Annotated in this window: 24 protein-coding genes; all 24 read right to left on the minus strand. The window is 44.0% G+C overall.

Going from position 1 to position 21,560, the window contains the following annotated elements:
* Positions 1–13 precede the first annotated feature (13 nt).
* The 24 genes from sucC to sdaAA all read right to left on the minus strand — a co-directional run bounded on the left by sucC (position 14) and on the right by sdaAA (position 21,547).
* Positions 14–1,174, minus strand: coding sequence for an ADP-forming succinate--CoA ligase subunit beta (sucC, locus tag K1I43_RS00700; RefSeq protein WP_009732872.1), 1,161 nt, complete (start codon positions 1,172–1,174; stop codon positions 14–16).
* A 123-nt stretch (positions 1,175–1,297) separates the two neighbouring features.
* Complete coding sequence (locus tag K1I43_RS00705) at positions 1,298–1,564, minus strand: EscU/YscU/HrcU family type III secretion system export apparatus switch protein (RefSeq protein ID WP_009732871.1); 267 nt, start codon at positions 1,562–1,564, stop codon at positions 1,298–1,300.
* Positions 1,561–2,727, minus strand: a complete 1,167-nt coding sequence (locus K1I43_RS00710) for a hypothetical protein (protein ID WP_019418400.1) — start codon at positions 2,725–2,727, stop codon at positions 1,561–1,563. Before K1I43_RS00710 ends, K1I43_RS00705 begins: the two co-directional genes overlap by 4 nt.
* A 1-nt stretch (position 2,728) precedes the next feature.
* A complete protein-coding gene (locus K1I43_RS00715) occupies positions 2,729–3,493 on the minus strand; it encodes a ribonuclease HII (RefSeq protein ID WP_033383618.1) in 765 nt (254 codons plus the stop codon).
* 73 nt (positions 3,494–3,566) lie between these two features.
* A complete protein-coding gene (gene ylqF / locus K1I43_RS00720) occupies positions 3,567–4,421 on the minus strand; it encodes a ribosome biogenesis GTPase YlqF (RefSeq protein WP_019418399.1) in 855 nt (284 codons plus the stop codon).
* A 15-nt stretch (positions 4,422–4,436) separates the two neighbouring features.
* Positions 4,437–4,988 carry a signal peptidase I gene (gene lepB / locus K1I43_RS00725; RefSeq protein WP_009732867.1) on the minus strand — a complete coding sequence of 184 codons (552 nt, stop codon included), beginning with the start codon at positions 4,986–4,988 and terminating at the stop codon, positions 4,437–4,439.
* A gap of 72 nt (positions 4,989–5,060) precedes the next feature.
* Complete coding sequence (gene rplS / locus K1I43_RS00730) at positions 5,061–5,405, minus strand: 50S ribosomal protein L19 (protein WP_003394943.1); 345 nt, start codon at positions 5,403–5,405, stop codon at positions 5,061–5,063.
* Between the two features lie 125 nt (positions 5,406–5,530).
* A complete protein-coding gene (gene trmD, locus K1I43_RS00735; RefSeq protein WP_019418397.1) occupies positions 5,531–6,268 on the minus strand; it encodes a tRNA (guanosine(37)-N1)-methyltransferase TrmD in 738 nt (245 codons plus the stop codon).
* Positions 6,265–6,786 (minus strand): ribosome maturation factor RimM, encoded by a 522-nt coding sequence (gene rimM, locus K1I43_RS00740; protein ID WP_284438257.1) that lies wholly within the window; start codon positions 6,784–6,786, stop codon positions 6,265–6,267. The genes trmD and rimM overlap by 4 nt, the downstream gene beginning before the upstream one ends.
* Positions 6,786–7,169 (minus strand): YlqD family protein, encoded by a 384-nt coding sequence (locus K1I43_RS00745; RefSeq protein WP_009732864.1) that lies wholly within the window; start codon positions 7,167–7,169, stop codon positions 6,786–6,788. Before K1I43_RS00745 ends, rimM begins: the two co-directional genes overlap by 1 nt.
* A gap of 48 nt (positions 7,170–7,217) precedes the next feature.
* Positions 7,218–7,445, minus strand: coding sequence for a KH domain-containing protein (locus tag K1I43_RS00750; protein ID WP_009732863.1), 228 nt, complete (start codon positions 7,443–7,445; stop codon positions 7,218–7,220).
* Between the two features lie 3 nt (positions 7,446–7,448).
* On the minus strand, positions 7,449–7,721 hold the full coding sequence (gene rpsP, locus K1I43_RS00755; protein WP_004891099.1) for a 30S ribosomal protein S16: 273 nt from the start codon (positions 7,719–7,721) through the stop codon (positions 7,449–7,451).
* 95 nt (positions 7,722–7,816) lie between these two features.
* The gene (gene ffh / locus K1I43_RS00760) at positions 7,817–9,157 is read right to left on the minus strand and encodes a signal recognition particle protein (RefSeq protein WP_019418395.1); all 1,341 of its coding nucleotides are present in this window, start codon (positions 9,155–9,157) and stop codon (positions 7,817–7,819) included.
* A 12-nt stretch (positions 9,158–9,169) separates the two neighbouring features.
* A complete protein-coding gene (locus tag K1I43_RS00765; RefSeq protein ID WP_019418394.1) occupies positions 9,170–9,502 on the minus strand; it encodes a putative DNA-binding protein in 333 nt (110 codons plus the stop codon).
* A gap of 71 nt (positions 9,503–9,573) precedes the next feature.
* A complete protein-coding gene (gene ftsY / locus K1I43_RS00770; RefSeq protein ID WP_019418393.1) occupies positions 9,574–10,572 on the minus strand; it encodes a signal recognition particle-docking protein FtsY in 999 nt (332 codons plus the stop codon).
* A 6-nt stretch (positions 10,573–10,578) separates the two neighbouring features.
* Positions 10,579–14,139: a chromosome segregation protein SMC gene (gene smc / locus K1I43_RS00775; protein WP_019418392.1), complete on the minus strand. Its 3,561-nt coding sequence runs from the start codon at positions 14,137–14,139 to the stop codon at positions 10,579–10,581.
* Between the two features lie 59 nt (positions 14,140–14,198).
* Positions 14,199–14,915, minus strand: a complete 717-nt coding sequence (gene rnc / locus K1I43_RS00780; protein ID WP_009732858.1) for a ribonuclease III — start codon at positions 14,913–14,915, stop codon at positions 14,199–14,201.
* A gap of 69 nt (positions 14,916–14,984) precedes the next feature.
* Complete coding sequence (gene acpP / locus K1I43_RS00785) at positions 14,985–15,221, minus strand: acyl carrier protein (protein WP_003394967.1); 237 nt, start codon at positions 15,219–15,221, stop codon at positions 14,985–14,987.
* Positions 15,222–15,279: 58 nt separating this feature from the next.
* The gene (fabG, locus tag K1I43_RS00790; RefSeq protein WP_009732857.1) at positions 15,280–16,023 is read right to left on the minus strand and encodes a 3-oxoacyl-[acyl-carrier-protein] reductase; all 744 of its coding nucleotides are present in this window, start codon (positions 16,021–16,023) and stop codon (positions 15,280–15,282) included.
* Positions 16,020–16,961, minus strand: a complete 942-nt coding sequence (gene fabD / locus K1I43_RS00795; protein ID WP_026011813.1) for an ACP S-malonyltransferase — start codon at positions 16,959–16,961, stop codon at positions 16,020–16,022. The genes fabG and fabD overlap by 4 nt, the downstream gene beginning before the upstream one ends.
* Positions 16,962–16,972: 11 nt before the next feature.
* Entirely contained in the window at positions 16,973–17,962 is a 990-nt protein-coding gene (plsX, locus tag K1I43_RS00800; RefSeq protein WP_019418389.1) for a phosphate acyltransferase PlsX, read from the minus strand.
* Complete coding sequence (gene fapR / locus K1I43_RS00805) at positions 17,959–18,543, minus strand: transcription factor FapR (protein WP_026011812.1); 585 nt, start codon at positions 18,541–18,543, stop codon at positions 17,959–17,961. The genes plsX and fapR overlap by 4 nt, the downstream gene beginning before the upstream one ends.
* Before the next feature lie 75 nt (positions 18,544–18,618).
* Positions 18,619–20,667 carry an ATP-dependent DNA helicase RecG gene (gene recG, locus K1I43_RS00810; protein ID WP_020424596.1) on the minus strand — a complete coding sequence of 683 codons (2,049 nt, stop codon included), beginning with the start codon at positions 20,665–20,667 and terminating at the stop codon, positions 18,619–18,621.
* A complete protein-coding gene (sdaAA, locus tag K1I43_RS00815) occupies positions 20,660–21,547 on the minus strand; it encodes an L-serine ammonia-lyase, iron-sulfur-dependent, subunit alpha (protein WP_009732852.1) in 888 nt (295 codons plus the stop codon). The genes recG and sdaAA overlap by 8 nt, the downstream gene beginning before the upstream one ends.
* Positions 21,548–21,560 lie beyond the last annotated feature (13 nt).

Below are 21,560 nucleotides of genomic sequence, written 5' to 3' on the forward strand. Positions count from 1 at the left end.
CCCATCCCTTCTATTAGCTTACTAGCGAAACGATTTTTTGCGCGCCGTCTGCCATCGATTCAGCGGCTGTAATGTTTAGTCCAGACTGTTCTAAAATCTTTTTGCCTAATTCGACGTTTGTTCCTTCTAAACGAACGACGAGCGGAAGGTTTAAACCGACTTGTTTTGTCGCTTCAACAATACCGTTTGCGATCACGTCGCATTTCATAATGCCTCCGAAAATGTTTACGAAAATGCCTTTTACTTTCGGATCAGATAAAATGATTTTAAATGCTTCCGTTACTTTCTCTGTCGTCGCACCGCCACCAACATCTAAAAAGTTCGCTGGTTCGCCGCCATAATATTTAATAATGTCCATTGTCGCCATCGCTAAGCCTGCACCGTTTACCATGCAGCCGATGTTTCCATCAAGCGAAATGTAGTTTAAATCATATTTTGATGCTTCAATTTCTTTTGGATCTTCTTCGTCTAAATCGCGATATTCTAAAATGTCTTTATGGCGATATAACGCGTTAGAATCAAAGTTTAACTTCGCATCAAGCGCCATAACTTTTCCGTCTCCTGTAACAACGAGCGGGTTAATTTCAGCGATCGAGCAATCTTTTTCGACGAACACTTGATATAAGCCTAACATAAATTTGACCGCTTGATTGACAAGCTCTTTCGGAATGTTGATGTTAAACGCCATGCGACGCGCTTGAAACGCTTGTAAGCCGACAGCTGGATCAATGTACTCTTTAAAAATTTTCTCTGGCGTTTTTGCCGCTACTTCTTCAATTTCTGTTCCACCTTCTTCAGATCCCATTAAAACAACGCGGGATGTTGCACGGTCAACAACAAGTCCAATGTAATATTCTTTTTTAATGTCGCATCCTTCTTCGATAAGAAGACGTTTTACTTCTTTTCCTTCTGGACCTGTTTGATGCGTAACAAGCACTTTTCCTAATAGCTCACTCGCATATGTACGAACTTCTTCTAAACTTTTCGCAACTTTTACCCCCCCTGCTTTTCCGCGACCGCCGGCATGAATTTGCGCTTTGACGACACAAACGCTACTGCCAAGCTCTTTCGCCGCCTCGACCGCTTCTTCAACCGTAAACGCCACACGGCCGTTCGGCACGCTCACTCCGTAGCTTCTGAGGATCTCTTTTCCTTGATACTCATGAATATTCATACCCCATCCTCCTATGTATAAAAATAAAAGTACTAGCGCTTTCATTGTATAATGATACTTTGTCAGTTGTCTACCATTTAGACAGAAAATTCTTTAACAAAAGAAAAAGAAGCGACGGTCACTTCACGAGCGCTCCTCTATCTTTTTTTCTATTTGATAAATAAACGCAAATACTTCAGCAACGACTTTGTACAGCTCCTCGGGAATCGTTTCGTTCAATTGTAATTGACTAAGCATTGTAGCGAGCGTTTGATCTTCGTAAATCGGGACGTCGTATTGTTTCGCGCGTTCAATGATACGCTCAGCAACCATTCCTTCCCCTTTTGCCACAACGACGGGGGCAATATGTTGTTCGTTGTATGACAAAGCAACGGCACGTTTTCGTTTCATACGCGATAATCGACTCCTTTATAAGAAAATGGTTCAACAAGTAACCGTTCGCTTCGCTTGTTCATTGGCGGTTTAACGGAAACGGCAGAAAGCGTGTAGCCATCTTCAGCAAGCTTCTCTTTTAGTGACGGCTCAAGGGCGGATGCGTACAGTTCTACATGGGGCGTGTCGTTAATGATCGAAATATGAACGATGCGTTGTTGAATATGAACGTCTACAATCGTTTCTTTTAACGTCGCCATCGTCAAATAAAATAAAATGCGACAATAGTCTGTATCCATTTGTCCATTTTCTCGTTGTTTTCCGCGCCATTGAATCGTCACATCTGTTGCATGCGTCCCAATGAATAATGGAAATTGAGTAAATATATGTTGGAGCGAATGGTTGTTTGTTGATAACAACTGATATGCTTTCATCCGATCAAGTAATGAGGTGATCTCCGCTTTTAACTCACCTGTTGCTTCTTCTGCTGCTGTTTGCAATAAAACGAGCCATTCATCTTGTTGTTTCATCATCTTTTCAAGCAGTTGTTGAATATGTTCAGGCGAAAAAGAAGAAAGTGTCGGCATATGGCGTAAATAGGAAGAAAGTGTCGCTAACGTTCCGTTTGGATGAGCGCGATCAATAAGCTCGGCAAGCATAAACCGCTGTTCATATAGCGGCTGATCATGCTGTAAAGTGACGAGCGCACGAAACACATCATCATGAAGCGGCAAATCGTGCGTCAACAGCCATTTGATTGCTTGCACCTCTTTTTCACCGCCTGTTCGCAACCAGTGCCGAATGAGCGCCATGTCGTTCTTTTTAAACGAAAATGATTCATTCATCATCCAACGAACGAGCGCTTTCGTTTGTTCATTCTCTGGTAGACGAAAATGACGAATGACGCTTTCTTCATCTGTCAGCTTTGCTGGACGAGGCAATATGTTCAGCTCAAGCGGCATCGTCTTTCGCACTTGAAACGTATATGTTCCGCCTTCTTTAACAGGTGAATGCAATTCTGCTGTCAGCGTATAACCTCCGATGCGAACGAGCGCCGTTTGATCTTCATTGATTTTTTCGATTTTTCCGTAAATCATGTCGCCAACTTGAAACGTCGATCCTTTTGGCAAGCGGACCGTTTGCCTATCGTCAAATAACGTGCGCATCCATTGGACGTTCATTTCATTCCCCTCGTTTCATTCGCTCACGAATTGGCGCAAAAGAACGACGATGTTCTTCAATGACACCATATCGTTCAATCGCTTGGATATGCGCTTTCGTTCCGTATCCCATATGTTTCTCAAATCCATATTGCGGATATTTCTCACCTAGCTGTTTCATCATCCGATCGCGCGTCACTTTCGCTATAATGGAGCTTGCAGCAATGGATGCACTATGCGCATCTCCTTTAATGATGGATGTTTGCGGAATCGATAGCGGAATGTGCATCGCATCAATAAGCAAATGTTCGGGAGCGATCGCAAGCGCTTGAACGGCTTGCACCATCGCTTTTTTCGTCGCTTCGTAAATGTTTAGCTCGTCAATTTCACGGGCGCTCACTATGCCGATGCCGATCGCAAGCGCCGTTTGCTGAATGACAGAAAACAATTGCTCTCGCTTCGTTTCCGATAGTTTTTTCGAATCGTCCAAATGAGGTAAAAAAACGTCTTTCGGCAAAATGACCGCAGCGGCAACAACTGGGCCAGCGAGCGGACCGCGTCCCACTTCATCTACCCCAGCGATGTAGCGCACGCCTTTTTCATATAGCGCCTGCTCATATTGCAACATATGCGAAAAACGTTCCCGTTCGCGTTTTTCTGTTTCTTTTTGTTTATACCATTGTTGAACGAGGCGTTGGACGCCTTTTCGCTCATCGTGTAATAGTTGTTGAAACCATTCATCTGTTTCATCGCAAATCGTTTGTAATCGTTGTTTGATCTCTTGCATATTCACACTCGATCACTCCTTATATCTTATATCGGCAAATTGGCAAAAAAATAAAGGCCCGCTTATGCGAACCTTACAGGCGATCAAAACTGAGCCGTCCTAATTTTTCTGTGCGAATATCGCGCAACACAAGCTCAGCTACTTTATCGTAATCTACGACGCCTCCAGCAGCTAAACAGCCTCGTCTTTTTCCGATTTCATCAAACAATACAACGATGTCTTCTGGAATATCCGAAAGCGCGTACCGTTCTTTTAAACGCTCAGGATAATAAGCAGCTAAAAAGCGTAACGCATATACAGCGACGTCTTGTAAATTTAAAATCGTATCTTTAATTGCCCCTGTTGTCGCAAGCTTGAATCCGACTTCTTCGTCTTCAAACTTTGGCCATAAAATCCCTGGCGTATCAAGCAGCTCAAGTTCTTTGCCGACTTTAATCCATTGTTGTGCTTTCGTCACTCCTGGTGTATCGCCCGTTTTCGCGATATGTTTTCCAGCCAGTCGGTTAATGAGCGTCGATTTTCCGACGTTTGGAATACCGACAATTAACGCGCGCATCGCGCGAGGACGTTTAATTCCTTTAGCCATCATTTTTTCAAACTTTGGGCGCAACTTCTCTTTTGCGACCGTCACAATTTGCTTCACGCCCGTTCCGCTTTGTGAGTCGATCGCAATCGCTTCGATTTGTTGCGTGGCGAAAAATTCAATCCATTGCTTTGTGACGTCTGGATCAGCCATATCCGCTTTATTTAACAACATCATGCGCGGCTTATTGGCGACAATTTCGTCAATTAACGGATTGCGAGATGACATCGGAATGCGCGCATCAACAAGTTCAAATACGATATCAATGAGCTTTAATTTTTCTGTTACTTCTCGTTTCGCCTTCGCCATATGGCCGGGAAACCATTGAATCGTCATCGTTGCCACCTACTTTGTATGATGTTATTCAACAATTCGCGCATCAGAAAGGGGCCAATAGACGACCGACGTTTTGCCTACAACTTTATCCATTGGAATAAAGCCGATATGACGGCTATCTTTGCTGTAGCGACGATTATCTCCGAGCACGAATAAATGACCTTCTGGAACCGTTTTTCGTCCCCATAGTTCTTCAAGTGTAAACGATTCTGTTAGCGGACCATCAAATACTTGCTTTTTCTCTTCGTCTAAATAAGGCTCTTTATACGGCTTTCCGTTAACATATAACGTATCATTTTTATATTCAATGCGATCGCCCGGCAGCCCAATGACGCGCTTAATATAGTCTTTTCCTTCTTCTGCATGAAACACAATAATATCAAATCGTTCTGGTTCGCCAATTTTGTATGCCACTTTATTCACGATCATACGATCTTGGTTATGTAATGTCGGCATCATCGATTCCCCTTCAACGATAATCGGGGCAAAAATAAAATAGCGAATACCTCCTGCTAACGCCACCGCAATAACAATTGCTTTTAGCCATTCAAACCATTCGTTTTTTTGTTTTTCCATCCTTCTCCCACCTATATGATGAATGTTGAAAAAGGAGCTTGATGATCAAGCTCCTCGCAATCATGTCTTTTGTTAGATGATTTCTTTGATGCGTGCTGCTTTACCGCGGAGTTGACGCAAGTAGTACAATTTCGCGCGACGAACTTTACCGCGACGAACAACTTCTAATTTTGCAATCTTCGGCGTGTGTAATGGGAATGTACGCTCAACACCTACACCGTAAGATACTTTACGTACTGTAAATGTTTCGCTAATTCCACCACCACGACGCTTGATGACAACGCCCTCAAATACTTGGATACGCTCACGGTTTCCTTCTACTACTTTTACGTGAACGCGCACTGTGTCACCAGGGCGGAATTCAGGAAGATCGTTACGTAGTTGTTCTTTTGTAATTTCTTGAATTAAATGATGCATCATATTCATCTCCTTCCAACAGATGCTCATGCTTATGTTTATCGTTCATAGCAGCGGAACATCGTTTTACGTGCGACGTAAGTCACAACGTTTATACTAGCATAAAGATGTATCGGATGCAAGAGTTACCGCTCATTTTTTTCCCATTGTTCAATCCATTTTTTTTGCTGTTCTGTTAGTTCATACGTCTCAAGTAAATCTGGTCGTCGCAACCACGTACGACGCAACGATTCTTTTTGACGCCACTCTTCAATTAAACGATGGTTGCCAGAAAGAAGAACATCTGGTACTTTCATGCCTCGAAAATCCGCAGGACGCGTATAATGCGGATGTTCAAGTAAGCCCGAGCTATATGAATCAAGGACAGAAGAATGTTCGTTGCCAAGCACGCCCGGAAGCAAGCGAACGACGCTATCAATAACGACCATCGCCGCCAGTTCTCCGCCCGTTAACACATAATCTCCAATGGAAATTTCATCCGTTACGACATGCTCACGAATGCGCTCATCATATCCTTCATAATGGCCGCAAATGAAAATTAAATGTTGTTCTTTGGCGAGTTCCTCCGCCTTTTTTTGTGTGTAGCGTTCTCCTTGTGGGCAAAGTAAAATAATGCGCGGGCGATGTTCGCTCTGTTTCGTTAAATGATCGACCGCATCGAAAATCGGCTGTGGTTTTAATACCATCCCAGCGCCACCGCCATAAGGATAGTCATCTACCGTTTGGTGTTTATTATCGGCAAACTCGCGAAAATTAACGAGTTGAAAAGTAACCGCTCCTTTTTCTTGCGCTCGTTTCAAAATCGACTCTTGAAGCACGCCAGTAAACATCGTTGGAAATAAAGTGAGCACGTCGATTTTCATTCGTCAAGCAGTCCTTCCATGACATGAATGGTAATCGTTTTATTTTCGACATCGACTTGTTTGACGACATCTGCAATGTAAGGGATAAATACATCTCCGCCTTTTTTCCGTTTCACGACCCATACATCGTTTGCTCCTGGCGTTAAAATTTCCTTTACTTCGCCAATCGTTTCGCCCTCTTCGGTCACAACGGTGCAGCCGATAATTTCGTGGAAATAATATTCTCCTTCATCAAGCGGTTGAAGTTGGCTTTCTGGCACTTTAATCATCGCGCCTTTGAATTTTTCAACTAAATTGATGTTGTCATATCCTTCAAACGTCAATAAATCAAACGACTTATGAACACGATGGCCCGCCACTTTCACTTCAATTGGCGGCTCGCTTCCCATAAAAATATATAGCACATTTCCGATTTTATACCGTTCTTGCGCAAAATCTGTGCGTGAAATGACGCGCACTTCACCGCGAATGCCGTGCGTATTTACAATTTTTCCGACATTAAACCATTTCACAACGATCACCCCTCGCGTATATCAACAACAATTCCATCTTCAATAATAATCGTTTTTTGAGGCGACCAACGCGCACCGATGTGAACGTCGATAATCGCCTCCACCTCTCGTTCTTTTATTTCGCTTCCTATCGGTAATATGTGCAATTGTTCGAGAAGGAAGTCAAGTTCCGCTATTTTTTGACGTCGAACTTGCATTTCTCGTTCAAACTTTTCTTTAATTTGTTTCGGTGGAAACGATGTTTGCTTTTCCATTCGTTTTTGTTCAAAAATAAGCTGTTCACATTGCTGTTCAAGCTGTCGTTTTTGTGCCGTCAATTGTTGAATGAGTTGTTGCTTACTTTTTTCTGTTAATCGTTGTCTTACTTCAACCGTTTGAATAATTTTCATGGCGCACCGCCTTTCTGAACGAAAAAAGGGGAGGTATCTCCCTCTCCCTTACTCTTCGATGCGTACGTCTATTCGCTTCTTCGATTCGTTTGCTGCTTGAACAACGGTACGAATCGCTTGAATGATTCGTCCGTTTTTTCCGATCACTTTTCCAACGTCTTCGTGATGAAGGGCAATCGAATATGTGATCGATTGTTGTTGTTCCGTTTCGCGAATGACGACGCATTCCGGATGATCGACAAGTGACCGAACAATCGTCTCAAGCAACGTTTTCATACATTACTTTCCGTACTTTAAGTTGTGGAATTTTTCTAAAATTCCTTGTTTTGAAAGCAAGTTGCGCACCGTGTCAGATGGTTTCGCACCGTTTTGTAACCATTTTAACGCAAGCTCTTCGTTAATTTTAATTTCTGCAGGCTCTGTTAATGGGTTGTATGTGCCGATTGTTTCGATGAAACGACCGTCACGTGGAGAACGAGAGTCTGCAACAACGATACGATAAAATGGTGATTTTTTTGCACCCATACGTTTTAAACGAATTTTTACTGCCATAATTGTAGCACCTCCGAAAATATTTCACACAAGATAGTATATTAGCAATAAACGTTTTGTTTGTAAAGTGTTTTTTCTTAACACTATCATTTTGTTTACATGAACGGGAAACGGAACCCTTTCTTTTTCCCTTTTGGTATAGTTGTCATCATTTTCATCATTTTTTTCATTTCGTCAAATTGTTTCAACAAGCGGTTGACGTCTTGAACCGTCGTTCCGCTTCCTTTGGCAATTCGCTTTTTGCGGCTTGAGTTAATGATGTCTGGGTTCATTTTTTCTTCTTTTGTCATTGAGCGAATAATCGCTTCTACGCGGCTAATTTGTTTTTCATCAATTTGTAAGTTGTTGAGCCCTTTCACTTTGTTCGCGCCCGGCAACATTTTTAAAATTTCATCAAGCGGACCAAGTTTGCGCACTTGTCCAAGCTGTTCTAAAAAGTCGTCAAGGGTAAATGATGCGGTGCGCATTTTTTGTTCGAGCTCTTTTGCTTTTTCTTCATCGACCGCCGCTTGCGCTTTTTCAATGAGCGTCAGTACATCGCCCATGCCTAAAATGCGCGATGCCATACGCTCCGGATGAAACGGTTCAAGCGCATCGAGCTTTTCGCCCATACCGACGAATTTAATTGGCGTGTTTGTGACCGCTTTAATGGACAACGCCGCTCCACCGCGCGTATCGCCGTCGAGCTTCGTCAAAATGACGCCCGTTAAGCCAAGCTGTTCGTTAAAGCTTTGTGCGACGTTTACCGCATCTTGCCCTGTCATCGCATCGACGACGAGGAAAATTTCATCTGGTTTCGTCACTTCTTTCATTTGTTTTAATTCGTCCATCAACGCTTCGTCGATGTGCAGTCGCCCTGCGGTATCGATTAACACATAATCGTAGTGTTCTTCTTTCGCTTTTGCGATCGCTTGCTTGGCAATTTCGACCGGGCTCACTTGATCACCGAGCGAAAACACAGGGATGTTCAATTGTTTACCTAGCGTTTCAAGCTGTTTGATCGCTGCCGGACGGTAAATGTCACAGGCAACAAGCAACGGTTTGCGATTATGTTTTTTGCGCAGTAAGTTCGCTAATTTCCCTGTTGTCGTCGTTTTCCCTGCCCCTTGCAAACCGACCATCATGACGACGGTTGGCGGACGGCTTGCGACAGCAATTTTGCTATTTTCTCCTCCCATTAATTCCGTCAATTCTTCTTTGACGACTTTAATGACTTGCTGCCCTGGGGTCAAACTTTTCAACACTTCTTGTCCGACAGCTCGCTCGCTTACTTTTTTCACAAAGTCTTTAACAACTTTAAAATTGACGTCAGCTTCTAATAGCGCTAGCCGCACTTCGCGCATCATTTCTTTTACATCGGCTTCCGTGACTTTGCCTTTGCCACGAATTTTATTCATGACATGTTGCAGACGGTCGGCCAATCCTTCAAATGCCATCGTTACCGCCCCCTACTCTAATTTCTCCAACTCCGCAACGAGCTTTATCAGCTCTTCATCGTTCGGATAGCGTTCGGCAATATGCGTCTTTAATACATCTAATAATTTTTGCCGCTGTTGAAACTTTTGAAAGAGCAATAGTTTTTGCTCATAATCTTCTAACATCGCTTCCGTCCGTTTAATATTATCGTATACAGCTTGACGACTTACTTCGTACTCTTCGGCAATTTCACCGAGGGAGTAATCGTCTAAATAATAAAGGGACATATAGTTCCGTTGCTTCGGCGTCAACAACGATTGGTAAAAGTCATATAAGTAATTCATTCTCGTTGTTTTTTCTAGCATGAAACTCCCCCCTGTTAAGTGAAACGCCTTTACATGACTTTAGTGTATATGTTTTAACCGATGCTGTCAAGTTATTCTCCTTGCGCTTCTTCACGCTCCATAAACGATGAAAATAATCCGTAAACGAATTGTTCTGCGTTAAACGGCTCTAAATCGTCCATTTTCTCTCCTAAGCCGACAAATTTCACCGGAATGTTTAGCTCGTGGCGGATTGCTAACACGATGCCCCCTTTTGCTGTTCCGTCAAGCTTCGTTAACACGATACCGGTCACATTCGTTGCTTCTTTAAACGTTTTCGCTTGGCTCATCGCATTTTGTCCCGTCGTTGCATCTAACACGAGCAACACTTCATGCGGTGCACCAGGTACTTCTCGTTCAATGACGCGTTTCACTTTTTCAAGCTCTTTCATTAAATTCACTTTATTTTGCAAGCGACCAGCTGTATCGCACAGCAAAATATCGACGTTGCGCGATTTCGCCGCTTGAATCGCATCATACATCACCGCAGCCGGATCGGAGCCTGCTGACTGTTTAATCACTTCGACACCTACTCGCTCTCCCCATACTTCTAACTGTTCAATCGCCCCCGCGCGGAACGTATCGCCTGCGGCAAGCATCACTTTTTTTCCTTCGTTTTTTAATTTATATGCGAGCTTTCCGATCGTCGTCGTTTTTCCGACGCCGTTGACACCGACAAATAAAATAACCGTTAAGCCGTTTGGCTGAATGTTTAGTTCTGTCGTTTCATCGTCGCTCGCTTGATATATATCAATGAGTTTTTCGGAAATGACGCTATACATTTCTTTCGGGTCTTGAATGTTGCGGCGCTTCACTTCCATTTTCAACTCATCAATAAAATCCATGACCGTTGCTACACCAACGTCTGACGCAATTAAAATTTCCTCTAGTTCTTCAAAAAACTCTTCGTCCACTTTTCGATAGCGGGCGATTAAGTCATTCACTTTTCCCGCAAAAGAGTCGCGCGTTTTTTCTAAGCCGCGCTTAAACTTTTCCGTTACTGTATCCGCTTGTTTTGCAATTTTTTCTTTTAACTTTTTAAAAAAACTCACCGTTTCTCATCCTTTCTTTCCAGCTGCTTCTTCCAATCGAACAGAAACAAGTTTCGATACGCCTGATTGTTGCATCGTTACTCCGTACAATACGTCTGCTTCTTCCATCGTTCCCTTTCGATGAGTAATGACGATAAATTGTGTTTCGTGGCTAAATTTCTTTAAATATTTCGCATATCGTTGCACGTTCGCTTCATCTAGTGCGGCTTCCACTTCATCGAGCACGCAAAACGGAACAGGTCGAACGTTTAAAATAGCAAATAAAAGCGCAATGGCAGTCAGCGCTCGTTCACCGCCTGATAATAAACTTAAATGTTGCAGTTTTTTGCCCGGCGGCTGTGCGACAATATCGACACCTGTATGAAGTAAATCGTTCGGATCGGTCAGCTTTAAATCCGCTTTTCCTCCTCCAAACAATTCGACGAACACGCGCGCAAATTGCGTACGAATTTGTTCAAACGTCACCGCAAATCTTCGCTTCATTTCATCGTCCATTTCGTCAATCACTTGATAAAGTGTATCTTTCGCGCGTTGTAAATCTTCTTTTTGTTCCGTTAAAAAGCGATGGCGCTCAAATACGCGTTCATATTCTTCAATCGCGCCAAGGTTCACCGTCCCGAGCTCATCAATCGCCAATTGAATGAGCTTTACTTTTTTCCGCGCTTCTTGCGCTGGGATGTGAAGCGGGAACGCTTCTTTCGCCGCTTCAAACGATAGTTTATATTCTTCACGAAGTCGATTTAACAAGTGATCTAACTCCATATCAAAACGAGCGAGCTTCACTTCTTCGTCTTTTAACGTATCTGTTAACTGTTTATGTTGACGTTTCAGCTCTTTTATTTCTTTTTCGAGCTGTTCAAGCTTCGTTTGGTATTGTAGTCGTTGTTCACGGCGGCTAGCGATCAGTTGAATCGTTTCTTCTTTTTGCTTCGTTTTTTCTTTGCATATTCGTTCGAGCTGTTGTTCATCTTCCGTTTGCTCGTTCATATGCTGAATAAGTTGATGCCGCTCTTCTTCCATTTTTGCGCGCGTTCGCTTCGTTTCTTCCCATTCTTCGACAAGTCGCCGCACATGTTGTTCTTCATTTCTTACATGTTCTTGCTTTTCTGCAAGCGCGACTTTTAAAGCGGTCAACTGTTCTTGCATTTGTTCTTTTGATTGTTGTTCGAGCTGTTTTTTTTCTGTCCATTGCTGTACTTGTTCGTCAATATGAGCGATGTTTTTCTCTAACTCATTAAGCTGCTGCATGACATCGTGAAGTCGAGCGGTCAGCTGTTGTTTTTCTTCTTCAAGCGTTTGTCGTTCATAGCGATACACAGCTAGTCGCTCATCCATATGTTTTTTTCGGAGATCTAGTTCCGTCCATGCACTTTTTTCTTCTTGCAGCGCCATACGGTTTGCTTCCAGTTCCACATAAAGATGCTCTCGTTGCTGTTCTGCTTGGGCGATCTTCTCTTTTTCACGCTGGATGCGCTGTTCGAGTTCAATCGTTTTTCGTTCGATTTCGCGAAAACTTGCTGTCACTTCTTCAAGTTCACGTGTGCGGCTTAATAATGAACTCGTCTGTTTGTTTACCGTTCCTCCCGTCATCGCTCCACCAGGATTCACAACATCTCCGTCAAGCGTGACGAAACGATAGCGGTATTGCAGTTGGCGCGCAAGCTCATTTGCTCCTTTTAAGTCGCGCGTAATAATGACCGTTCCAAGAATGTTTGTCATCACTTGCGCGTACGTTGCTTCATACGAAATTAATTCGGAAGCGACGCCAACGTAAGCGGGATGTTTCATCATATCCGCTCGAACAGATGGAGGAAGCGATTTTCCTTGAATGACGTTGAGCGGTAAAAAAGTAGCTCGTCCGTACGCATGTCGCTTTAAAAACTGAATGGCTTCGCGTGCGCTTTGTTCGTTCTCTACGACGATATGTTGCGCTGCTCCGCCAAGCGCCACTTCGATCGCTGTCTCTAGCTCAGACGGCACCGTCATCAGTTCAATGACAGCCCCATGAATGCCTGGAAGGCGATCTTTTGCTTTTAATACTTCTTTCACACCTTGGAAAAATCCAGCATATTCTTGTTGCATCGCTTCAAGCATTTCTTTTTTTGATTTCATTTTTTGTACGTATTGGTACGCTTCATATAACGTCGCTTCTTTTTTGCGATATTGTTCTTTTTGAACGGCTAATTGTTGTTCTTTTGTTTTTACTGCTTCTTCTTGCTCGGCGATGCGCTGCTGTAATTGGTGAACAAGCTGTTGCTTTTGTTCCCATTGTTGAACGATTTGCTCGTATGCCCGAATATGCTCGTCGTTTGCAGCGATCAGCTGTCGTTGTTTCTCTTCGTTTTTTTGCAACTGTGCTTCCGTGTGCGTCCGTTCATTTTTCAACGTCGCTTGCTCGTGAACGAGATCGATATATTCGCTTTTTAGCCGTTCAATTTCAGCCTCTGCTTTCGGACCGTAAGCGGAAAGCACGTTATTTTTTTCTTTTAATTCGGCTTGAAGCGCTTGCACATTTGTTTGAAGCTGTTGAAGCAACTTCTTTTTTTCTGCAATGGTCGCTTCCAGTACACGTTCGCGCTCAGCCAGTTGGGCCACCGTTTGTTCCATTTGGTGTTGTTGCTTATGGGCGTTGTTTTTTCGCTCTTTTAATACTTGTTTTTTTCCTTCCATTTTTTCAAGCTCTTCGCTCACAAGCAATAACACTTGTTGTAAGCCGTCAATCGACTCATCGAGCGCCGTCAGTTCATGGCGCAATTCAGCGATGTGCGCTTCTTCTTTTTGTAGCGTCGTTGCTAATTCGATCTCGTTTTGTTCATGTATAGAGAGCTGTTCTTTTAACGCTTCCCATTTTTCATGTAGCTGTTCAATTTCATAGACGATTAGCCCGACTTCGTATGTTTGTAATTGTTCTTTTTTCTCGATATATTCTTTCGCAATGGACGCTTGTTGTTTCAACGGTTCTAGTTGTTGGTTTAACTCATGTAAAATATCTTGCACGCGTTGTAAATGATCTTCTGTTTCGCTTAACTTGTGTTCAGCCTTTTTTTTCCTCATTTTATATTTTAACACACCGGCTGCATCTTCAAAAATCATGCGACGGTCTTCCGGTTTACTGCTTAAAATTTCTTCGACTTTTCCTTGGCTAATGATCGAAAACGCTTCGCGACCAACGCCTGAATCCATAAATAAATCAACGATATCTTTTAAGCGACACGGCTGTTTATTAATAAAAAATTCGCTATCTCCCGAGCGATACACACGTCTTGTTACACTTACTTCTTCGTATTCAAGTGGCAAAAATTGATCGCTATTATCAAGCGTTAATGTTACTTCAGCCACGTTTAACGGTTTGCGCGATTCGCTTCCTGAAAAAATGACGTCTTCCATTTTTGCCCCGCGAAGCGACTTCGCCGATTGCTCCCCAAGCACCCAACGAATCGCATCTGTAATGTTGCTTTTTCCGCTTCCGTTCGGACCGACGATGGCCGTCATCCCCGGAACAAAATCGATTGAAATGCGATCTGCAAAAGATTTAAATCCGATAGCTTCTAATCGTTTGAGGAACACATATATCCCCCTTCATGTAAAAGATGTAACAATAAGCAAGGCTGTCCTTTCGCACCGGATCAGCCTTGTTGTGATTGTTTTAGCTTAGCTAATGCCATTTGTGCGGCGCGTTGTTCTGCCTCTTTTTTCGAGCGACCAATGCCAACGCCAAGCTCTTCCCCGTTTAACGATACGCGCGATACGAACTCTTTATTATGTGCAGGACCTCGTTCTTGTAAAATTTTATATTCTAAAATGCCGCTGCCATCACGTTGTACGAGCTCTTGTAGTTGACTTTTGTAATCCATCACATGAGAAAAAGCACCTTCGCGAATTTTCGGGAACATCGTTTTCCCTAAAAATTGTACGACTGCCTCTATACCTTGATCTAAATAAAGCGCTCCAATAAAAGCTTCAAACACGTCCGCTAACAATGATGGACGCATTCGCCCCCCCGTTAGCTCTTCTCCTTTGCCGAGCAAAACGAGATCGCCAAACGATAGCGCATGAGCGAACGTAACAAGCGATGGTTCGCAAACGATCGCTGCCCGCAGTTTCGTTAATTCCCCTTCGCTCATTTGCGGAAACTGTTCAAATAAATATTGCGAAACGGTCAATTCAAGGACGGCATCTCCTAAAAATTCAAGGCGCTCATTATCTTCATGTAGCCGCTTTCGATGCTCATTCACATATGATGAATGGGTAAATGCTTGGATGAGCAATTTTTCATCGCGAAAAAAAATGCCAATTTGCTCTTGAAACTGTTTAAACTTCACGTACGGTCGTTGCTTCGACATGCATATGAACCCCCAACTATAAACGTAAAAAGCATAGAAAGCCCCGCTTACAAAACGGGACTTTGCTTATTATGATAGACGGCTTTTTATGTAGTTTACTGCGTCACCGACAGTAACAATTTTCTCCGCCTCTTCATCTGAAATTTCCATATCAAATTCGTCTTCTAACTCCATAACAAGCTCAACGACATCAAGCGAATCTGCTCCTAAATCTTCTTTGAATGAAGATTCAAGCGTCACTTGTGACTCCTCGACACCAAGGCGATCTACGATGATTTTCGTTACACGCTCTAATACGTCTGCCATTTTATTCACCTCCCCTCAAGTCATTATACTGAATTATATCAGAAAATAAAACGAATTTTTACATGACCATGCCGCCATCGACGTGAATCGTTTGCCCTGTCATATAGCTTGCCCCATCTGAAACAAGAAACGCGACGACATGGGCAATATCTTCTGGATTTCCGAAGCGTGCGAGCGGGATTTGTTGCAACATCGCTTGGCGCACCTCTTCGCTTAATTGGTCTGTCATATCTGTCGTAATAAATCCAGGCGCAACGGCGTTTACCGTAATGTTTCGGCTCGCCAGTTCTTTTGCTGCTGTTTTCGTCAAACCAATGACGCCTGCTTTCGCTGCAACGTAGTTCGCTTGACCGGGATTGCCGCTCACGCCAACGATTGATGCAACGTTTACAATTCGTCCGTAACGTTGTTTCATCATCGGACGTGTGACGGCTTTCGTACATAAAAAGACGCCTTTTAAGTTTGTGTTAATGACTGCATCCCATTCTTCTTCTTTCATGCGCATAAGCAAATTGTCGCGCGTAATGCCTGCGTTGTTTACTAAAATGTCGACGCGCCCCCAACGCTCAAGCACTTCTTTCACCATGCGCTCTACCGCTTCGCTATTTGCCACATCGGCTTGCACAGCGAACGCTTCGCCACCTTGTGCAACAATTTGTGCAACAACTTCATTCGCTTTCGCTTCGCTCCCTGCATAATTGACCGCTACTTTTGCACCGAGGCGAGCGAGATGTAAAGCAATTTCACGTCCGATTCCACGTGATGCCCCTGTCACAATCGCTACTTTTCCTTCCATCTTCATTCCCCTTTCAACGCAGTCACCGTCGCTGCAAACGAAGCTTCATCAAAAATCGAATAGACGTTGACATGACGGTTTATTTTTTTCACTAGACCGCTTAATACTTTTCCAGGACCGATTTCGATGAACGTATGTACACCAAGATCGATCATCGTTTGAACAGATTGCTCCCAACGAACAGGTGAATACAATTGTTCAACAAGACGTTGTTTTATTTCCGTTGGATTTGTCATCGGCTCAGCTGTTACGTTTGAAATGACTGGCACAGCACTTTCTTGAAACGACAATGTGTCAAGCACAGATGAAAACTGCTCTGCCGCCGGCTTCATTAAAACGGAGTGAAACGGTCCGCTTACTTCAAGTGGAATAACTCGTTTTGCCCCTTTTTCTTTCGCCAGTTGTGACGCTCGCTCAACCGCTTCTTTTGCTCCGGAAATGACAATTTGTCCCGGGCAGTTTAAGTTCGCTAATTGCACAGGCGATGATTCCGTCGTGATTTCATCAACAATGTGCTGTAACGTCGCCTCATCCATGCCAAGCACCGCTGCCATCGTCCCTTGTCGCGCTGGAACGGCTTTTTCCATCAATTCTCCGCGTTTTCGCACCGCATATACACCGTCAGCAAACGACAACACAGACGCTGCAACAAGCGCGCTATATTCTCCGAGGCTATGTCCCGCTACATAATGCGGATGAATGCCTGCTTCTTTTACTTTTTGCAAAAATGCGATGCTTGTCGTGAGCAATGCCGGCTGAGCGTTTTCTGTTTTTGTTAATACGTCTTGTGGTCCTTCAAAAATAAGTTGTGACAAAGACATTTGCAATCGTTCATCTGCTTGGCGAAAAATCGATGCTACCTTCTCATCTTTTTCCGCCCATTCTTTTCCCATCCCGACGGTTTGCGAACCTTGTCCCGGAAAAATAAATGCGATTTTCCCCATCATAGCACCTCTTATTTTGTAATTTCCGCGATCGATTGTTTCACCGTTTGTACGACTTCGTTGGCGACCATATCACGCGCTTGGCGTACGGCATGAAAAATAGCGTGGGCATCCGATGAACCGTGCGCTTTAATGACAGGTGCGCGTAACCCGAACAACGCTGCTCCACCGTATTCAGCGTAATCCATCTTTTTCTTTAATTGCATAAGCTGTGGCTTTAAAACAAGCGCGGCTATTTTACTTACTACTCCGCTTGTCAGCGCCGATTTTAACATCGAAAAAACAGCGATCGCCGTTCCTTCAATTGTTTTTAACGCCACGTTGCCGGTAAACCCATCCGTGACGACGACGTCAGCTACTCCCTCTAATAAATCGCGCGCTTCCACGTTGCCGATAAAGTTTAGCGGTGTCTCTTGAATCAGTTGAAACGCTTTTTTTGCTAATTCATTTCCTTTTTGATCTTCTGTTCCTACGTTTAATAAACCGACGCGCGGGCGAGCAACACCGCGCACTTTTTCGGCATATGCCGCGCCCATCAACGCATATTGCAATATATGTTCTGGGCGAGCATCAACGTTTGCGCCAACGTCTAATAACACAAATCCTTTTCCATCAATCGTTGGCAACGTCGGAGCTAAGGCAGGACGATCAATGCCGTCTATGCGGCCGACGATAAACAACCCTGCTGCCATTAAAGCTCCTGTATTTCCTGCCGAAATACACGCATGAGCGCGCCCTTCGCTCACTTCATTTGCCATTAATACCATGGACGCCTCTTTTTTACGGCGAACGGCACGAACAGGTTCGTCTGTTGCTTCAATGACTTGTTCTGTATGAATGATCGATAGTCGTTCATCGTTTGTGATGTATGGGCGAATGAGCGTCTCATTCCCGACAAGCGTAATTTCAATATCGTGAAAATGCTCAATCGCCTTTTGTGCACCGATCACGACTTCTTTCGGAGCGTGATCGCCTCCCATGGCATCGATTGCGATTTTCATTTTTCTTCTCCATCCTTTTTGACAACATTTGAACGATACATGTGAAATTCTCCTTGAAAGACAAGCTCTTGACCGACGTAGCTATTCACTTCAACGACTGTGCGCCCATGTTCATTTAAGTTTTTTACTTTCGCTTTCGCGACGACGCGCTCCCCTTCTTTGACGGGGCGCATAAAACGAATGTTCGCTTTTGCCGTTAAAGCTAATTCATCGTTAATGACCGCTACCGCAAGCGAATTCGCTTGTGCAAATAAATGATGTCCTCGCGCAATTTGATTTCGTTTAAATACATGTTCTGTTTTTACATCAAAAATCGAAATGGCACTTTCATCTAACTGTATATCAATGATTTCTCCGATCACTTCTTCAATAGGCAACGACTTTACTTCGTCAGCAAATGTGCGCTCAGCTACATGTTTAATGCGCTCGCGCAACTCTGGAATCGACAGTTCCAAGCGATCGAGGCGGATCGTTTGAATGCTGACTGAAAATTTTTCGGCAAGCTGTTCGTCTGTAATAAATGGGTTTTCTTCAATCGTTGCTTGCAATAATCGTTGCCGTTCTCGTTTATTTCTTCTCATTTTCGATCCACCATCCGAATTATTACTAGGTACTAATAGTAGTATATAACACCCAAGATGACATTTCAACCACTTTTAATCTAATTTTTCACCGCTTAAAATGCCTGATTGTTGTAAATGTTCGCGAAGAAGGGCGTATTTTTCGTCCCGCCAAAAGGCAGGAGAGTCGATGAGGCGTGCTGCATCTTGTCGTGCCACTTCTAAAATGCGATAGTCGTGGACGAGATCGCCGAGACGAAACTCCGGCATGCCGCTTTGTTTCGTGCCAAAAAAGTCGCCCGGCCCGCGCAGTTCTAAATCTTTTTCAGACAGCACAAATCCGTCGTTCGTTTCCGTCATAATGCGCATGCGCTCTTTTCCGGTTTCCGACTTTGGATCGGCAACTAAAATACAATACGATTGAGCTTGTCCGCGCCCCACTCGCCCGCGCAATTGATGAAGCTGAGCAAGGCCGAATCGATCAGCATCATAAATGACCATGACCGTCGCGTTCGGAACGTTTACCCCAACTTCCACAACGGTTGTAGATACTAAAATATGAATATCATTTGTACTAAACGCACGCATCACTTCTTCTTTTTCTTCTGAAGATAACCGACCGTGCATCAATCCGATGCGATAACGCCCTTTGTAATAGTGCGTTAACATCGCATGAACGTCGATCGCATTTTGAACATCAAGCTTTTCCGACTCTTCAATCAACGGACAAATCACATATGCTTGATGGCCTGCCTCAACTTGTTTGGCAATAAACTGAAATACGCGCTCAAGCATGTCGTGCTTAACCCAATACGTTTCAATTTTTTTTCTTCCTTTCGGCATTTCATCGATAACGGAAACGTCCATTTCTCCAAATGCAGTAATCGCAAGGGTACGCGGAATCGGTGTTGCCGTCATAAACAATACATCAGGCGATTGTCCTTTTTCACGTAAAATGCGCCGTTGTTCGACACCGAAACGATGTTGCTCATCTGTAATGACTACTCCAAGCTGAGCAAAATTAACGTCATCTTGAATGAGCGCATGTGTCCCAACAACAACATGAACGTCTCCTGCTGCTAATTGTTCAAGTAGCTGTTTCCGCCTTTTTCCTTTCACAGAACTCGTCAATAGTTCGACACGAATGCCCATCGGTTCAAGGAGCGCACGAAGCGATTCGGCGTGCTGTTCGGCTAAAATTTCGGTCGGCACCATTAATGCCCCTTGATATCCTGAAACGTATACCGCATACAACACAATGGCCGCAACGACTGTTTTTCCTGAGCCGACATCGCCTTGTAATAGCCGATTCATCCGATATGGCGACTTTAAATCTTGAACAATTTCACGCACAACCCGCTGTTGCGCATTCGTGAGCGGAAAAGGAAGCGATTGAATAAACGATTGAAGTTGTTCATCTGAAAAACGATGCGCGATGCCCGGTGACTGTTCACGGCGATATTTTTTTAACGCTTGCATTTTTAATTGAAAAAGTAAAAATTCTTCATAAACGAGTCGCCGTCGCGCTTGTTTCAACTGCTCGTGCGAAAGCGGCATATGAATCGCTCGTATCGCATCACGTTTCGATACGAGCCGATATGTTTGCAACAGCTCGTTCGGCAACGGGTCGACAATCGCATGACCGTATTGTTGTAACGCAAGGGCAATAAAGCGACGCATCCCTTTCACTGTTAAGTCGCCACGCGTCGAATAGACCGGTTCAATCTCCTTTTGTTGCTTCATTTCACCGATATGAAGCTGCTGTACGGTTATCGTTTGGCGATGTTTATCCCACTTTCCTGTCAACGTCACCGTCTCGTGTAAAGTCAGTTTCTTTTTTAAATAAGGTTGGTTAAAGCAAATAGCCGTCACTAAAAAACGGTCTACAAGCACACGAAACGTTAAGCGCGACTTTTTGCGTTGATAATATGTAAGAGTAGGCTCGCTGTACACTTTGCCGACAATCGTTATTTTTTCATCGTGTTTTGCTTCTTCTAATGCACATATGCGGTAATCTTCATAACGAAAAGGGAAGTGATACAACAGTTGTTCAATCGTATCAATTCCCATTTCATGAAGCGATATGGCTGTTTCTTCTCCAATTCCTTTAATCGCTGTGACTGTTTGTTGTAATACGTCACTCACGTTTCTCATTCGGCTTGCCGAAAATGCGCGCTTCTAATTTGCGCGCAGTCGGCGTTGCCGCTAACCCTCCTTGTGCAGTTTCTTTTAATGCAACCGGCATCGTTTGGCCGATGCGAAACATCGCTTCAATGACCTCATCGCACGGAATGCGGCTTTGTATGCCAGCAAGCGCCATATCAGCCGCAATCATCGCATTCGCTGCTCCGATCGCATTTCGTTTTACACACGGTACTTCAACTAACCCTGCGACTGGGTCACAGACGAGTCCGAGCATATTTTTTAAAGCGATAGCCATCGCCTCTGCTGCTTGTCTCGGCGTGCCACCAGCCATTTCGACGAGCGCCGCTGCCGCCATGCCTGCCGCTGATCCAACTTCTGCTTGGCAACCTCCTGCTGCACCTGAAATGGATGCGTTGTTTGCGACAACAAATCCGAACGCACCGGCTGTAAATAAAAACTCAACCATTTGTTCACGTGTTGGTTGAAGTTTTTCTTTCACCGCAAATAATGTGCCCGGGACGACACCGGCTGATCCTGCTGTTGGTGTCGCGCAAATCATCCCCATCGCCGCGTTCACTTCGTTCGTTGCCATCGCCTTGCTGACGGCATCTAAAATCGTTTCCCCTGATAAAAATTGTCCACGCGCTATATATTGTTGTAAGCGTGTCGCATCGCCACCTGTTAATCCAGAATGAGAGCGAACGCCCGCCAATCCGCGCATAACGGCTTGTTCCATCACTTGTAAGTTTTTCTCCATTTGCGCCACAATATCCTCTCGGCTACGCTCGGTCACTTCCATTTCTTGACGAATCATCACTTCTGCAATTTTTATTTGTTCTCTTTCTGCCCGTTCTACAAGTTCTGCTACATTTCGAAACATCGTTGTCTCCCCT

It is taken from the genome of Anoxybacillus sp. ST70, assembly GCF_019553625.1.
GTDB lineage: Bacteria > Bacillota > Bacilli > Bacillales > Anoxybacillaceae > Anoxybacillus > Anoxybacillus gonensis.

What these genes read in the sequence shown, in the direction of transcription:
- rpsP (WP_004891099.1), bottom strand. Translation starts at nt 7,721, where the DNA reads ATGGCAGTAAAAATTCGTTTAAAACGTATGGGTGCAAAAAAATCACCA.
- sucC (WP_009732872.1), bottom strand. Translation starts at nt 1,174, where the DNA reads ATGAATATTCATGAGTATCAAGGAAAAGAGATCCTCAGAAGCTACGGA.
- K1I43_RS00710 (WP_019418400.1), bottom strand. Translation starts at nt 2,727, where the DNA reads ATGAACGTCCAATGGATGCGCACGTTATTTGACGATAGGCAAACGGTC.
- ffh (WP_019418395.1), bottom strand. Translation starts at nt 9,157, where the DNA reads ATGGCATTTGAAGGATTGGCCGACCGTCTGCAACATGTCATGAATAAA.
- rplS (WP_003394943.1), bottom strand. Translation starts at nt 5,405, where the DNA reads ATGCATCATTTAATTCAAGAAATTACAAAAGAACAACTACGTAACGAT.
- plsX (WP_019418389.1), bottom strand. Translation starts at nt 17,962, where the DNA reads ATGAAAATCGCAATCGATGCCATGGGAGGCGATCACGCTCCGAAAGAA.
- sdaAA (WP_009732852.1), bottom strand. Translation starts at nt 21,547, where the DNA reads ATGTTTCGAAATGTAGCAGAACTTGTAGAACGGGCAGAAAGAGAACAA.
- lepB (WP_009732867.1), bottom strand. Translation starts at nt 4,988, where the DNA reads ATGGAAAAACAAAAAAACGAATGGTTTGAATGGCTAAAAGCAATTGTT.
- K1I43_RS00715 (WP_033383618.1), bottom strand. Translation starts at nt 3,493, where the DNA reads ATGCAAGAGATCAAACAACGATTACAAACGATTTGCGATGAAACAGAT.
- fabG (WP_009732857.1), bottom strand. Translation starts at nt 16,023, where the DNA reads ATGAAGATGGAAGGAAAAGTAGCGATTGTGACAGGGGCATCACGTGGA.
- K1I43_RS00750 (WP_009732863.1), bottom strand. Translation starts at nt 7,445, where the DNA reads ATGAAAACGTTGCTTGAGACGATTGTTCGGTCACTTGTCGATCATCCG.
- K1I43_RS00745 (WP_009732864.1), bottom strand. Translation starts at nt 7,169, where the DNA reads ATGAAAATTATTCAAACGGTTGAAGTAAGACAACGATTAACAGAAAAA.
- K1I43_RS00705 (WP_009732871.1), bottom strand. Translation starts at nt 1,564, where the DNA reads ATGAAACGAAAACGTGCCGTTGCTTTGTCATACAACGAACAACATATT.
- K1I43_RS00765 (WP_019418394.1), bottom strand. Translation starts at nt 9,502, where the DNA reads ATGCTAGAAAAAACAACGAGAATGAATTACTTATATGACTTTTACCAA.
- trmD (WP_019418397.1), bottom strand. Translation starts at nt 6,268, where the DNA reads ATGAAAATCGACGTGCTCACTTTATTTCCAACGATGTTTACTGGCGTG.
- fabD (WP_026011813.1), bottom strand. Translation starts at nt 16,961, where the DNA reads ATGGGGAAAATCGCATTTATTTTTCCGGGACAAGGTTCGCAAACCGTC.
- fapR (WP_026011812.1), bottom strand. Translation starts at nt 18,543, where the DNA reads ATGAGAAGAAATAAACGAGAACGGCAACGATTATTGCAAGCAACGATT.
- rnc (WP_009732858.1), bottom strand. Translation starts at nt 14,915, where the DNA reads ATGTCGAAGCAACGACCGTACGTGAAGTTTAAACAGTTTCAAGAGCAA.
- acpP (WP_003394967.1), bottom strand. Translation starts at nt 15,221, where the DNA reads ATGGCAGACGTATTAGAGCGTGTAACGAAAATCATCGTAGATCGCCTT.